At 75.9% G+C, this 12,613-nt stretch carries 12 protein-coding genes; 8 read left to right on the plus strand and 4 right to left on the minus strand.

Annotated elements, in window-relative coordinates:
• Positions 1-105: 105 nt before the first annotated feature.
• Together ACFV6I_RS30360 and ACFV6I_RS30365 are read right to left on the minus strand one after the other, a co-directional pair.
• The gene (locus tag ACFV6I_RS30360; RefSeq protein ID WP_380428741.1) at positions 106-747 is read right to left on the minus strand and encodes an NAD(P)-dependent oxidoreductase; all 642 of its coding nucleotides are present in this window, start codon (positions 745-747) and stop codon (positions 106-108) included.
• Positions 748-834: 87 nt separating this feature from the next.
• A complete protein-coding gene (locus tag ACFV6I_RS30365) occupies positions 835-1,767 on the minus strand; it encodes an EamA family transporter (RefSeq protein ID WP_380428743.1) in 933 nt (310 codons plus the stop codon).
• Positions 1,768-1,878: 111 nt separating this feature from the next.
• Here ACFV6I_RS30365 and ACFV6I_RS30370 point away from each other — a divergent pair, with 111 nt between their 5' ends.
• On the plus strand, positions 1,879-2,382 hold the full coding sequence (locus tag ACFV6I_RS30370; protein WP_380428745.1) for a MarR family winged helix-turn-helix transcriptional regulator: 504 nt from the start codon (positions 1,879-1,881) through the stop codon (positions 2,380-2,382).
• A 39-nt stretch (positions 2,383-2,421) separates the two neighbouring features.
• On the opposite strand, the gene ACFV6I_RS30375 is transcribed toward ACFV6I_RS30370, so the two are convergent.
• On the minus strand, positions 2,422-3,297 hold the full coding sequence (locus ACFV6I_RS30375; RefSeq protein ID WP_380428747.1) for an L-histidine N(alpha)-methyltransferase: 876 nt from the start codon (positions 3,295-3,297) through the stop codon (positions 2,422-2,424).
• On the opposite strand from ACFV6I_RS30375, the gene ACFV6I_RS30380 reads away from it, so the two are divergent.
• From ACFV6I_RS30380 to ACFV6I_RS30400, 5 genes are all read left to right on the plus strand, one after another.
• Positions 3,296-4,828, plus strand: coding sequence for a PLP-dependent aminotransferase family protein (locus ACFV6I_RS30380; protein ID WP_380428749.1), 1,533 nt, complete (start codon positions 3,296-3,298; stop codon positions 4,826-4,828). The genes ACFV6I_RS30375 and ACFV6I_RS30380 overlap by 2 nt on opposite strands.
• 166 nt (positions 4,829-4,994) lie before the next feature.
• On the plus strand, positions 4,995-6,197 hold the full coding sequence (locus ACFV6I_RS30385) for a glycoside hydrolase family 3 N-terminal domain-containing protein (protein WP_380428751.1): 1,203 nt from the start codon (positions 4,995-4,997) through the stop codon (positions 6,195-6,197).
• Between the two features lie 362 nt (positions 6,198-6,559).
• Positions 6,560-7,030 carry a hypothetical protein gene (locus ACFV6I_RS30390; RefSeq protein WP_380428753.1) on the plus strand — a complete coding sequence of 157 codons (471 nt, stop codon included), beginning with the start codon at positions 6,560-6,562 and terminating at the stop codon, positions 7,028-7,030.
• A 257-nt stretch (positions 7,031-7,287) separates the two neighbouring features.
• Positions 7,288-7,632 (plus strand): helix-turn-helix transcriptional regulator, encoded by a 345-nt coding sequence (locus tag ACFV6I_RS30395; RefSeq protein ID WP_063350638.1) that lies wholly within the window; start codon positions 7,288-7,290, stop codon positions 7,630-7,632.
• A 125-nt stretch (positions 7,633-7,757) separates the two neighbouring features.
• The gene (locus ACFV6I_RS30400; protein WP_159398578.1) at positions 7,758-7,901 is read left to right on the plus strand and encodes a DUF6126 family protein; all 144 of its coding nucleotides are present in this window, start codon (positions 7,758-7,760) and stop codon (positions 7,899-7,901) included.
• Between the two features lie 43 nt (positions 7,902-7,944).
• Here ACFV6I_RS30400 and ACFV6I_RS30405 read toward each other — a convergent pair whose 3' ends face one another.
• Positions 7,945-10,515 carry a cytochrome P450 gene (locus ACFV6I_RS30405; protein WP_380428755.1) on the minus strand — a complete coding sequence of 857 codons (2,571 nt, stop codon included), beginning with the start codon at positions 10,513-10,515 and terminating at the stop codon, positions 7,945-7,947.
• Positions 10,516-10,855: 340 nt separating this feature from the next.
• Here ACFV6I_RS30405 and ACFV6I_RS30410 point away from each other — a divergent pair, with 340 nt between their 5' ends.
• Together ACFV6I_RS30410 and ACFV6I_RS30415 are read left to right on the plus strand one after the other, a co-directional pair.
• On the plus strand, positions 10,856-11,593 hold the full coding sequence (locus ACFV6I_RS30410) for a sigma 54 modulation/S30EA ribosomal C-terminal domain-containing protein (RefSeq protein WP_380428757.1): 738 nt from the start codon (positions 10,856-10,858) through the stop codon (positions 11,591-11,593).
• A gap of 91 nt (positions 11,594-11,684) precedes the next feature.
• Entirely contained in the window at positions 11,685-12,116 is a 432-nt protein-coding gene (locus ACFV6I_RS30415; protein ID WP_380428758.1) for a hypothetical protein, read from the plus strand.
• The last annotated feature ends 497 nt before the right edge of the window (positions 12,117-12,613 follow it).

Below are 12,613 nucleotides of genomic sequence, written 5' to 3' on the forward strand. Positions count from 1 at the left end.
GGGGGGGGGGGGGGCTGCCCCCCCGCCCGCCGGGGTCGCCCCCCCTGGGTGTTCACACGTCGGGCCGGCCGCGCCCGGGGCCTAAATCCCCCCCCACGCCCTGGGTCAGTAGGCGGCGGTGAAGCGGGTGCGGCGGTGCGCGGGCTGCTCGGCCTCGTCGAGCAGGGCGACGGCGAGGTCCTCCATGGAGATCACCGAGGCGCCCTCGGCGTCCACCAGCAGTTCGTCCCGTCCGAGCCGGAAGCGGCCGGTGCGCTCGCCGGGTTCGAGCAGGGCGGCGGGGCTCAGGTAGGTCCAGTCGACGTCCGGGTCGGCGGCGCGGTAGAGGTCGAGCTGCTCGCCGCAGGCCCGGGCGATCGACCGGAGCTCGGCGGGGAAGCCGGGGTCGTCGGCGAGGGCCGTCCCGCCGCGGCCGGGGAGGGTGAGGCTGCCCGCGCCGCCGACGGCCATCAGGCGCACGCCCGTTCCGGCGAGACCGGCCAGCAGGCCCCGGGTGGCGGCGGACAGCTCGTGCTCGCTGCCGGGCGCCGGGCGGGTGGCGGTGATCACCAGGTCCTGCCCGGCGGCGAGGCGGGCGACGTCCTCGGGGTTGCGGGCGTCGCCGACACCGAGGGCGACGGCGGCCGGCAGGCCGTGCGGTTTGGCGGGGTCGCGCAGGACGGCGGTGATCCGGTGGTGGCGGGCGAGCGCCTCGGTCACCACTCGGCTGCCGACGTTGCCGGTGGCGCCGAACACGGTGATGTGCATGGAGGTTCTCCTGGTGCGGTGGGTGCCAGCGGCTGCTGGGCGGGGATCGGGGAGTGCGGAGGGGAGTTCGGCGGGAGCGGGGCGGGGTCAGGCGTTCTCGCGGACGGGCGGCGCGGCGGCCGGGGCGGTGGCCGGGGCGGTGGGTACGGCGGGCGCGGTGGTGCTGGGGCGGCGCCGGGTCTGGGCCGCGATCAGCGAGCCGAGGACGATCAGTGCGCCGAGCGCCTGGAGCGGGCTGAGGTCCTGCCCGAGGGCCAGCCAGCCGATCGCGGTGGCGACCACCGGGCTGAGCAGCGAGAGGAAGGAGACCGAGGTCGGCGGTAGTGCCCGGATCCCGCGGAACCAGAGCGCGTACGTGAGCGCCGCGCCGATCAGGCTGAGGTAGCCGTAGCCGAGCAGGTTGCCGCCGGTGAGGTGGGACGGCGGGGCGCCCTCGACGAACAGCGCGACCGGCACCAGCAGCAGTCCGCCGGCGGTGAGCTGCCAGCCGGTGGTGGCGAGCAGCGGGGCGGGGGAGACCCAGCGCTTGGAGAGGACGACGCCGGTGGCCATGACGACCGCGCCGGCGAGTGCGGCGGCCACGCCGACGGCGTCCAGCTGGGCGTTGGCCCGCAGGACCAGCAGGCTGACGCCCGCGATCCCCGCGATGCCGCAGATCACCGTGCGCGGTGTGAGCCGGTCGCCGAGCAGTGCGGCCGAGAGTCCGGCGGTGATCAGCGGCTGGACGGCGCCGACGGTGGCGGCGACCCCGCCGGGGAGGCGGTAGGCGGCGATGAAGAGGAGGGCGAGGAAGGCGCCGATGTTCAGCGCGCCGAGGACCGGTGCGCGCCACCACCAGCTGCCCTTCGGCAGCCGGCGGGTGACGGCGATCAGCAGCAGCCCTGCGGGCAGGGCCCGGAGGACGGCCGCGAGGAGTGGACGGTGGGGCGGGAGCAGTTCGGTGGTGACGATGTACGTCGACCCCCAGACGGCGGGGGCTATCGCCGTCACCAGCACGATTCCGAGGCGGTTTCTTAGCACTAAGCAAATGTATCTCAGCGCTAAGGCATCTCTCACCGCTTTGACGGGGTGACGTGGCTCACAGTTACCTCATCGCTAAGGAATCCCGGCGGAATCCCCTACCCTGAACCTGTGGCAGATGCAGATCATGTGGACCGAGTAGTCGCGCAGTGGGCCGCCGAACGCCCCGACCTGGACGTCTCCCCGATGGAGGTGATCGGCCGGCTCAAGCGCCTCTACCGCCTGATGGACGCGGAGCTCAACCGGACCTTCGGCGAACACGGCCTGGACGCCGCCTCCTTCGACGTCCTCGCCACCCTCAAGCGCAGCGGGCCGCCCTACCGCCTCACCCCCACCGGACTGATGCAGTCCGCCATGGTCACCTCCGGCGCCATCACCCAGCGCCTCGACCGCTTGGAGGCCCGCGGCCTGGTCACCCGCACCCAGAGTGACCAGGACGGCCGCAGCCGCGTGGTCGGGCTCACCCCCGAGGGCCACGCCCTGATCGACAGCGCCCTCCCCGACCACCTCGCCACCGAGCGGCTCCTCCTCGCCGGCCTCGACGCCCCCCGGACCGCCGCGCTCGTCGACGCCATGCGCACCCTCCTGGCCGCCCTCGGCGACAGCCCGGAGTGAGCGGGCGGGCAGGCGGGCGGACCTCCCCGCCCGACCGGCCTACGGGTTGACCGCCACCGCCTTGAAGAAGGTGTAGTGGAACGTCCCGCCCGGCTCGGCCGTGCGGCGCAGTTCGGCGATGCCGCGGTCGAAGGCGTCGGGGGTGGTCAGACCGGCGGCCAGCGCCTCGGTGCGGACGGCCTCGACCATCGCGACGAAGGTGCGCCGGGTGAAGCCCTCGACCAGGGTGGGGCGGGCGCCGTCGGCGTGGACGGTGCGGGGGCGGACGGCCACGTCCCGGAAGCCGGCCTCCGACAGGATCGGGTACAGGCGGCGCCCGAGCAGGGCGTCGCCGCCCGCCGCCGCCTGGAGCCGCACCAGCAGGTCGACCGCGTCGCGGGCCGCCGGGCCCTGCGGGTGGAAGAAGGCCGAGCCGTGGTCGCCCTCGATCACCGTGATCGTCCCGCCCGGCCGCAGCACCCGCCGCAGCGCGGTCAACGCGGCCACCGGATCGGCCAGGTGCTCCAGCACGAAGCACACGAAGACGTGGTCGAACGCGCCGTCCGGGAAGGGGAGTCGGTGCAGGTCGCCGTGGTGCCAGGTGACCCGCGCGGTGGGCGCCTCGGCCGCCACCCGGGCCCGGGCCTGCGCCAGCGACTCCGCCGAGACGTCCACCGCCGTCAGCAGCACGCCGGGACTGGCGGCCAGCAGGTGCGCGGTCTGCGCCCCCACCCCGCAGCCGGCCTCCAGCACCCGGCTGCCCGCCGGGTACGCGGTGCCCGCGTGCAGCAGCTCGGCGAGGGTGTCCGCCTGGTCGCCGAGCCGTTGCGCCTCGGTCTCCGAGTAGCCGTGGACGTAACCCGGGACGTAGCCGGTGAGATGGTCGGGGCCTTCGGTGTCCTGCCGGTCGTTCAGTGGTGCCGTTTCCGTGGTCATGGCCCCACCCTCACGCCACAATGGCCCGGTGAACAGGTCCAAAGAAGCGCCGGATGACAGGTCCAAACAGGCGGACCCGGGCGCCGACTTCCTCCAGCTCGACACCGCCGACGCCCCGCCCGGCGGCCTGACCGGCTGGCTCGCCCGCCGACTGCGCGAGGCCATCGCCGACGGCCGCCTCCCCACGGGCAGCAGGCTGCCCGCCACCCGGGGGCTGGCGGCCGAACTTGGCGTCTCCCGGGGAGTGGTGACCGACGCCTACCGGCGCCTCGCCGAGGAGGGCCAGATCGCCGGCCGGGGCAGGGGCGGCACCGTCGTCGTCGCGGTTCCGGCGCCGCCCGCGCCCCCGTTGTCAGCCACACCCCCGGCCCCGCCGCGCGCCCGGCCGGAGCCCGTCCTGTTCCACGCGGACCCCGACCCCGAGGTGTTCGACCTGCTGCGCGGCACGCCCGCCCGGATCGACCTCACGCCCGGCGTGCCCGACCTCGCCGCCTTCCCCCGCACCGCCTGGCTGCGCGCCGAACGCGCCGTCCTCGACGGCCTCGCCGCCGCCGACCTCGGCTACGGCGACGTCCGCGGCACCCCCGCACTGCGCCGGGCCGTCGCCCACTGGCTGGCCCGCAACCGGGGCATCCGCGCCGACCCGGACGAGGTGCTGATCGTCGCCGGGACGGCCCAGGCCCTCGCCCTGCTCGGCCGGGCCCTCGGCCGGATGGGCGTCACCGAGGTCGCCGTCGAGGACCCGGGCTCGCTCGGCGCCCGCCAGCACCTCGCCCACTGGCTCGCCGCGACCCCGCCCGTCCCGGTCGACGCCGAGGGTGTCCGGGTCGACGCGCTGCGCGCCACCGGCGCCCCGGTCGTCCTGCTCACCCCGGCCCACCAGTACCCGACCGGGGTCGTCCTCGGCGGCGAGCGGCGGCGCGAACTGCTGCGCTGGGCGGGCGAGGGCGGCCTGGTCATCGAGGACGACTACGACGCCGAGCACCGCTACGACCGCCCGCCCGTCCCCGCGCTGCGCGCTGCCCTGCCGGAGCAGGTCTGCTACGCGGGCAGCATCTCCAAGCTGCTCGCCCCCGCGCTGCGCACCGGCTGGCTGCTGGTGCCGCCGCGGCTGCGCGAGGCCGTCCTGGAGGCCAAGCGGTTCGCCGACCTGGGCAACCCGGTGCTGCCGCAGCTGGTGCTGGCCCGGCTGATGGAGTCCGGCGAACTCGACCGCCACCTGCGGCTGTTGCGCCACCGCCACCGCCGCCGACGGGACGCGATGATCGCCGCCGTCCACGCCCACCTCCCCGGCGCCACCGTCCACGGCGCGGCGGCCGGCCTGCACCTGATGCTCACCCTGCCGCCCGGGGGCCGCTGTACGGACACCGAACTGGCCACGGCGGCGCTCGCCGAGGGCGTCAAGGTGCAGCCGCTGTCCTGGCACGCGCGGCTGCCGTACCCACCGGGACTGGTGCTCGGCTACGCGGCGGGTGCGCCGGGGGAGATCGCGGAGGGGATCGCCGTCCTGGGGCGGTTGCTGCGCCGGTAGGGCTGAGGGCTGAGGTCTGAGGGCGGCCGGTGCCCGGGTCCCCCGTCCGCGCGGGCGCGGGTGTGCTCCTCCGGGGTCCGGGCTATGGTGGCGACGGGCTCGGGTGCCTTGACGGGCTCGGGTGCCTTGACGGGCCGTATCCCGCTGCCGACCTCAGGGAGGCGTGATGGCCGTGCTTCGGCGCACCGTCCAGTTCGGCGCGATGCTGGTGGTGTTGGCGGCCACGCTCGGGCCGGTTCCGGCCGGGTCAGTGTCGGCGTCGGCACCGGCGTCCGTGCCGGAGTCGATACCGGACGTGCCGGGGTCGATACCCGGGAGGGTCAGTGCCCCGGGTGAGGGGACGGTGGTGGCGGAGATGGCCGATCAGGACGCGCGGCAGCTCGCGGGGCGCCGGATCGTACTCTCCTACGCCGGTCCGACACCGCCGCCGGGCGTGCTGCAGACGATTCGGGAGGGGCGGGCGGCCGGGGTCATCCTGTTCGCCGAGAATGTCACGAGCCCGGCGCAACTCGCCGAGGCCGTCGGTCAGTTGCGGCAGGCGGCGGCGCAGTCGCCGGTGTCCGAGGGGCTGTTGCTGATGACCGACCAGGAAGGCGGCAAGGTGCGCCGCCTGCCCGGCGAGCCCGAACTCTCCGCCCGCCGGACCGGATCGGAGCCCGACCCGCTCGGCGCGGCGGGCCGCGCCGGGGTCGGCGCCGCCGGGACGCTCGCGGACGCGGGGCTCAACGTGAACCTCGCGCCGGTGCTGGACGTCTACGACACCCCGGGCAACTTCATCGACCGCCATGAGCGCTCCTACGGTCAGGACCCCGCCGGCGTCGGCGAGTTGGGCAGCGCCTTCCTCGCCGCCCAGCAGGGCCTGGGCGTCGCCGCCACCGCCAAGCACTTCCCCGGGCTGGGCTCGGCCGTCAACGGCGAGAACACCGATGACCGCCCCGTCACCCTGTCCGTGCCGCTGGACGAGCTGCGCGCCCGCGGTGAGGAGCCCTACCGGGCGGCCATCGCGGCGGGCGTCCGGCTGGTGATGGCCTCCTGGGCGGTCTACCCGGCGCTCGACCCGGACCGCCCGGCGGGGATGTCGCCCGCCGTGGTCGAGGGCGAGCTGCGCGGCCGCCTGGGCTTCCGGGGCGTCACCGTCACCGACGCCCTGGAGGCCGAGGCCCTCGCGCCGTACGGCGGCCCCGGCGACCGCGCGGTGGCCGCCGCCGAGGCCGGGATGGACCTGATCCTCTGCTCCGCCCGCGACCCTCAGCAGGCCGAGGACGCCACCACGGCCCTCGCTGACGCCCTGGACTCCGGCCGGCTCGACCGCGCCGCCTTCGCGGCCGCCGTCACCCGGGTCGACGCCCTGCGGGCCTCCCTGGACTGAGCCGGCGCCGGTCGGCCGCCACCGGTCGACCGCCACCGGCTGACCGGGGGTGGTCGACAGCGGCCCGTCCGTGGGCGCGGACGGCCGTCCGGGCCGTCCCCGGGCCGACGCCCGCGAGGCGGGCGACCGGCCCCGCGCCGGGCACCGGGGAGGCCGGCCGTGGCAGGTGCGCGGAGCCCGACCCTCCGGGGTGGGATTACGCCATCAAAGGTCTGGTTTCGGTCTGCTCGGCACTTCGAAGGCAGAATCGCGGTCATGGCATGGGAATCGCATGGCAAAGTCTCTTCATGGCGCATGTGAAATGTCACATGTGCTACCTCACCTGTTCTGATCGTTCCTCGTACCCTCCGAAGGAGGAGGCAATGAACCGCATCACCCGGATCGCCTCGGGCGCGGCCGGCGCCGTCGCCCTGCTCGCGGCGCCGGTGCCGGCGCTCGCCGTGTCGACCAACGGCGCGGCCGAGACCGCCGCCACGGTGACGACCTGCGGCTACAGCGGCCTGCAGGCCGGGCTGTCGACCAAGGTCTGCGCCGAGGTCACCGGCGCCAGCGTCGTGCTGTACGGGCAGATCGGCCTCGCCGGTCCGCCCACCCCGGACACCCCGTGGCCGCCGAAGCCGCAGGAACTGCTCACCCGCCTGTCGGCCGGGGTGGTCGGCGGCGAGTCGCTCGGCTCGGCGAGCGGGCGCGCCGTGTTCACGGCCGCCACCGTGCGGGTCGACGGCGTCAGCGTCACCGTGCCGTGCGGTTCGACCCTCCACGCGACCTTCGCCGTCGAGTCGATCTGGCGGGGGCCGGCCCCGGTCGAGGTGGATGTACCTGTACTCTGCTGACGGAACCTCACCATGACCGCCGAGTCCGGGAGTTGGCAGCGTCCCGGGCTCGGCTTCCGGCGTTCCCGCGCGCCCTCCGGATGTGACGTGGACCACCCGGGGGTGGCCCCGGCGGGCCGGGCGGCCGCCAGGCGACGGCCGGGCGCCCACTGTGACGACTTGAAGAAATCTTCATCTGTGGCGATGATGCTTGCCGGCCGCCGGTGAGGACGCGGCCGCACGCTCACCGAGCCGTACCCGAGGGAGGGACGCGGACCATGCCCGTCCCGCTGTACCAGGCCAAGGCGGAGTTCTTCCGCACCCTCGGCCACCCGGTCCGGATCCGGGTGCTGGAACTGCTCCAGGACGGACCCCGGCCGGTGCGCGAGCTGCTGGCCGAGATCGAGGTCGAGCCCTCCAACCTCTCCCAGCAGCTCGCGGTGCTGCGCCGTACCCAACTGGTCGCCGCCACCCGCGAGGGCAACACCGTGGTGTACGCGCTCAGCACCCCGGACGTGGCCGAGCTGCTGCGGGCCGCGCGCCGGATCCTGACCGAGCTGATCACCGACCAGGGCGCGCTGCTCACCGAACTGCGCGAGCCCGGCGGCCGGCCGCACCGTTGAGCCCGCCGAGGCCCTCGGGCCGGTCGAGCGTGTCGAGCCCTTCGAGCCCGTTGAACCCTTCGAGCCCGTCGGGCCCGCTGAACCCGCGCCCGACCCGGCCGGCCGACCCGAGGAGAACCCCCGCCATGAGCGAGAGCACGAGCGACGGCACGCGCGAGGAGAAGCGCCGACGCAAGGCCATGCTCATCCGGGCGGGCATCTACATCTTCGCCACGCACCTGTTCGCCGGCTTCGTGCTGCTGCTGTTCGCGCTCGGCGGCCGCAAGTAGGCACCTCCTACGTCCTGCCCGGCCAAGACCGGCCGGACAGGGCCTACGTCCGAGGGCCGTCCGTCACGAGGTAGCGGTCGCTGGTGCTGGTCCAGGCCTGGACGCCCTCGATGAGCTCCCGGGTGCCGTCCAGGTACCAGCGCCCGGCCGGGTGGCGGTGACGCAGGTCGCTGCGCAGGGCGTCGTTCTCCCGCCGCAGCCGGGCGACCCGGGAGCGGACGGCGCCGACGGCCCGGCTGCGGGTGCAGCCGCGGATCCGTTGCAGGGTGAGGACGGTGTTGAAGGCGGCCGCGCTCTGGCGTTCCTCCCGCTCCAGTGAGTACAGGTCGTTGATCAGCGTGGCGGCGTCGGCGGTGTTGGCACGCAGCCGGTGCAGTGCGGGCTCCGCGTGGAGGGCGGCGGGGGCGTCGGCGCCGTGGACCCGTTCCAGTATGTTCATGAACGGGTAGAGACAGCTGCCGTGGCGGCGCAGCCGCATGGTCTCGGGCAGGCCGAGGGCGGGGACGGTGCCGTGGGCGCGGTGTTCGGCCTCGGCGGGGAAGGTCTCCAGACAGGCCTGCCACTCCCGGGCGGCCCGGGCGCGCCAGTTGGGGGACATGCCCTGCGCCTGGCGGCTCCACAGGTCGTGCCAGGCGCGGAGCACGTGGTCGCCGGAGCGCGGCGCCGGGCCCGCGCCGACCGGCGCGGAGGCGCCCGTCCGATCGGCCCCGGTGCGGTACAGGACGTCGATGAGCGGGTCGACGACGTCGCGGGCTTCGACGGGGCGGCGCCCGGGCGGGCCGTCGAAGCGGTCGTCGAGGATGGTGAACCAGCCCAGCATGTCCACCAGCAGGTCGAGGTCGGCGCCGTGCGCACGGGGGAAGGCGTGGCCGATCAACTCGTGCAGGGCGTAGGCCCCGTAGCGGGTCATCTCGGGCGGGGTGAGGAGGTTGCGGCCGACCACCCAGGCGGCGTGCCGGGCCGCGGCGGTGCGCAGTTCGCCGGACCGTTGCGGGAGTTGGGGCGCGGCGGGGGCCGGGGCGGGGACGCTCACCGGGCAGCGGGCCGCCGGCGGGGCCTCGACGGCCGCCTGGTCGTCCCGCGCCTGGTCGTCCCGCGCCCGGTCCTCTCCCGCTCGGTCCTCTCCCCCCCGGTCGTCCCCCGCCCGGTCGTCCTGCGCCCGGCCCTCTCCCACCCGGTCGTCCGGCGGGCTGTCCGGGCGGGGCACCCGGGCGCCGCGCGGGGTCAGCCGCACGCGCAGCCCGTGCGCCTGGACCGTCGTCCACACCACTTCCCGGGCCCGGGCGCCGGGGACGGCCACCGGCCGCCAGCGGCGCAGGATCGCGGCCGCCGCGACCGTCAGCTCGGCCCAGGCGAAGGCCTCCCCGATGCACTTGTGCTTGCCGGCCCCGAACGGGAGGAAGGAGTGCCGCCCGGCCCCGCCGGACTGCCAGCGCTCCGGGCGGAAGCGCAGCGGGTCCGGGTAGCGGTCCGGATCGCGGTGCAGTGCGGTGAGGCTGTAGAGCAGTTCGGTGCCGGCCGGGATCCGGTACGGGCCGAGGTCCACCGGCACCTGGGCGGTGCGCATCAGGAAGGCGTTGGGCGCGTGCAGCCGCACCACCTCCTGGGTGACGCTGCGGGTGTAGGTGAGCCTGGCCAGCGCCTCGGGGGTGGGGGCGGCTCCGGCGGGCAGGTGCTCGTCGAGTTCGGCGAGCACCCGGGCCTCCACCTCGGGGTGGCGCAGGAGTTCGTCGAGGAGCCAGGTCAGTGTGGTGGAGACGGTCTCGGTGCCGGCGCCGAACATGGTGATCGCCTCGGACCGGACGTCCGCCTCGGTGAGCGGCCGGCCGGTGCCCGGGTCGGTGGCGGCGCGCAGCAGGGCGGGCAGGGTGCCGCCCCGTTCGGCGGATCGGGTGCCCGTCGGCCTGACGGCCTGGTCGACGACCTGGTTGAGCACCCGGACGGCGGCGTCGAAGCGCCGGTTGACCGCCAGCGGCAGCCGGGCGAGCGCCGGGTGCGGGTAGAGGGACTGGACGATCTGGCCCTTCACCAGGTCCGGCAGGGCCTGGTGGAAGGCCAGGGTGGCATCCTCGCTCAGCCGGGCGTCGAACAGCGAGCGGGTGACGATCTCCAGCGCGAGGTGGTTCATCTCCTTGGCCACGTCGAGGACTTGACCGGGGTGCCAGCGCCTGGCCCGCTCCTCGGTGACCTGGTGCATCACGGCGACGTACTCGGCCATCCGGTCCGGCCCGAAGGCGGGTTGGATGATCCGGCGGCGGTCGCGGTGGGCCTGGCCCTCGGACATCAGCAGGCCGTCGCCGAACGCCGTCTTGAGGGTGTCCTGGACGGCGCCGCGCGGGCAGTCGTAGGCGAGGGCGACGAGCAGGGTGTGGACGAGCGGGGCGTCGGTGACCACGCAGACGGTGCGCGGCCCGAGCCGGATCCGGACGACGCCGCCGTGCCGGGAGAGCGAGCCGAGGAAGCCGAGCGGGTCGCGCAGCAGGGCGGCCGCGTGGCCGAGGCCGGGGACGGCGCCGGGGGCGAGCGGGGGGACGGTCGCGGGGGTGGTGCGGAGTGCGGTGGGTGCGGTTCTCGGGGGGAGGTCCCGTTGCCGCGTCTCGGTCAGCAGGGTCATGTCAGTACCTCTCATCAGAGGAGCCGGTGCGGACGGTACCGGGGGCCCCGACGGGCCGGCCGGGTGGTGGGGGGCCGGCTCGCGCGGATCCGCGCGTGCCCCGGCTGGAGGGGCGCACGTCATGGCAAACGCGCCGGTTCGACGGGCGTTGCGCCGAACGCGGGTGGATCACTCCAACGGTCGATCATCCGCAGTGGCTCCGACCGCCCCGGAACGCGGTGTTGACCTGCGGCGAAGGCCCCACCGGAAAGATCCGGGCCGGTCCCCTCGCGCAGGGTCTTTGGACCCTCGCCGCCCGGCCGCCCGAGGGCCAGCATGGTCCGGGAGAAGGAGGACCCTGATGACCAGTCTGCGCCACCGGCCCGCCCTCGACGTCCGGGTGGAGATCCGCGGCGAGCTGCCGCGCGAGAACGCCGAGTACGCCCGGGCGCAGGCACTGGACACGGCGGCCGGGCTCGGCCCCGGAACCCGCGCGCTGCGCATCCGGCTCACCCGCGTGCGCGACCGGGCCATCACCCGGCCCGCCCTCGCGCAGGCCCACGTCGACCTGGCCGGCGCCGGTCCGGTCCGGGTGCAACTCGCCGCCGCCACCGCCCGCGAGGCCGTCGACGTCGCCCTGGGCACCCTCGCCGGCCGGGCCGCCCGGCTGCGTGAGCAGGGCGACATCGGATTCGCCGCCGCCCACGAGAGCGCCTACCGCCCGCAGTACGCCGCCCGCCCGCTCGCCGAACGGCGGATCGCCCGGCGCAAGGAGGTCGTCCTCGCCCGCCGCACCCCCGAGCAGGCCACCCGCGAACTGCTCGCGCTGGACCGGCCGTTCCACCTCTTCGCGGACGCCGTGACCGGCCGGGACGCGCTGGTCCATCGCTGCCCGCTCAGCGGCGCGCCCGGGGCGGGCCGGTCCACGGGCGCCGACCCGGCGGACCCGCTCGACCTCACCGAGGCGGCCCGGCGGCTCTGGCTGACCGGCGGCCCGTTCGTCTGCTACGCCGACCCCGGCGACGGCCGTGCCCGGGTGCTCTACCGCCGCTACGACGGCCACTACGGCCTGATAACGCCGGTAGCGGAGCCTCGTTGACGGGCAGGAGAACCACCGGGGCGGGCCCACCGGCCCCGATGGCCACGACCGCCACGACCGCCACGACTTCCACGACAGGGGAACCGGGACCATGGACTGCGACGAGGTCATGCTGACCGTCCGGATCACCGCCGCCGAACGCGCGCTGCTGCGGGCCCTCGCCCGCGGTCACGGCGGGGACGTCTCCGAGGTGGTGGTCGACGGCCTGCTGGAGGTCATCCCCGCGCTGCACGACGACGCCTCCGCGCTGCAACTGCGGCGCGTCCTGGCCCGGCCCGCCCCCTGCGCCCTGACCCTCTGGCTGCCCGCCCCGATCGCGGACCTGCTGCCGCTGCTGGGCGAGCGGATCGCGCGGACCGGCGGCCCGTCGAGCGGACCGGCCAGCGCCGCGCTGTCCGCCGCGCTGCGCCTGTGGCTCGCCGGGGACCGGGCGGGGCTGGCCGCCGGGCTGGCCCGGCTGCACGGCGGCTGCGCCGGCGGGCGGGCGGCGGCGCAGGCGGCCCCGGTGCGGGCGGCGGCCTGACCGGTTCCGGTGGCCGGGCGGCGGCCTGGCCGGTTGTTGACGGTTCGTCAGTCATCGGCTCCAGCTGGCATGTCCTGGGCGGGAATTGGCCAGTTCAGGACTCTGGCCAGGGCCCCGTGACACGCCCTAGCATTCCCGTCACGGCCGTCTGAGCCCAGGCCCCGGGACTCCGGCCGGGTGGCCGCCACCACCCCGTTGCCGGGGAGCGCACACCCCCCGAGTGCGCTTCCCGGCACCGTCGCGTCCGGGGCCGTCCCCGGGGGCTCACGGGTTGCCCCCTCCGCTCCGCGCGACCCGGCCCGCCGCGTGCGAGCGGCCGAATTCCGCAAGAGGTTTTCGTTATTCCCGCGTGGCCCACCGCTCTCCTGAGTGCCGGAAGGGGGGGGGCCCCCCGCCGGCCGGGGCCCCCCCCACGCCCCAGGGGGGGGAAAGCCGGGGGGCGGCCGCGCGCGGGGGCGCCCCCCCCCGAGCGGGGAATAGGCCGCGCGCGCGGGCCG

Origin of the sequence: Kitasatospora sp. NPDC059803, assembly GCF_042732255.1 — a bacterium.
Taxonomy (GTDB): Bacteria; Actinomycetota; Actinomycetes; order Streptomycetales; family Streptomycetaceae; genus Kitasatospora.

Coding starts and splice junctions, on each gene's coding strand:
- ACFV6I_RS30405 (WP_380428755.1), bottom strand. CDS start 10,515: ATGACCCTGCTGACCGAGACGCGGCAACGGGACCTCCCCCCGAGAACC.
- ACFV6I_RS30360 (WP_380428741.1), bottom strand. CDS start 747: ATGCACATCACCGTGTTCGGCGCCACCGGCAACGTCGGCAGCCGAGTG.
- ACFV6I_RS30375 (WP_380428747.1), bottom strand. CDS start 3,297: ATGACCACGGAAACGGCACCACTGAACGACCGGCAGGACACCGAAGGC.
- ACFV6I_RS30385 (WP_380428751.1), top strand. CDS start 4,995: ATGGCCGTGCTTCGGCGCACCGTCCAGTTCGGCGCGATGCTGGTGGTG.
- ACFV6I_RS30390 (WP_380428753.1), top strand. CDS start 6,560: ATGAACCGCATCACCCGGATCGCCTCGGGCGCGGCCGGCGCCGTCGCC.
- ACFV6I_RS30400 (WP_159398578.1), top strand. CDS start 7,758: ATGAGCGAGAGCACGAGCGACGGCACGCGCGAGGAGAAGCGCCGACGC.
- ACFV6I_RS30410 (WP_380428757.1), top strand. CDS start 10,856: ATGACCAGTCTGCGCCACCGGCCCGCCCTCGACGTCCGGGTGGAGATC.
- ACFV6I_RS30380 (WP_380428749.1), top strand. CDS start 3,296: ATGGCCCCACCCTCACGCCACAATGGCCCGGTGAACAGGTCCAAAGAA.
- ACFV6I_RS30415 (WP_380428758.1), top strand. CDS start 11,685: ATGGACTGCGACGAGGTCATGCTGACCGTCCGGATCACCGCCGCCGAA.
- ACFV6I_RS30395 (WP_063350638.1), top strand. CDS start 7,288: ATGCCCGTCCCGCTGTACCAGGCCAAGGCGGAGTTCTTCCGCACCCTC.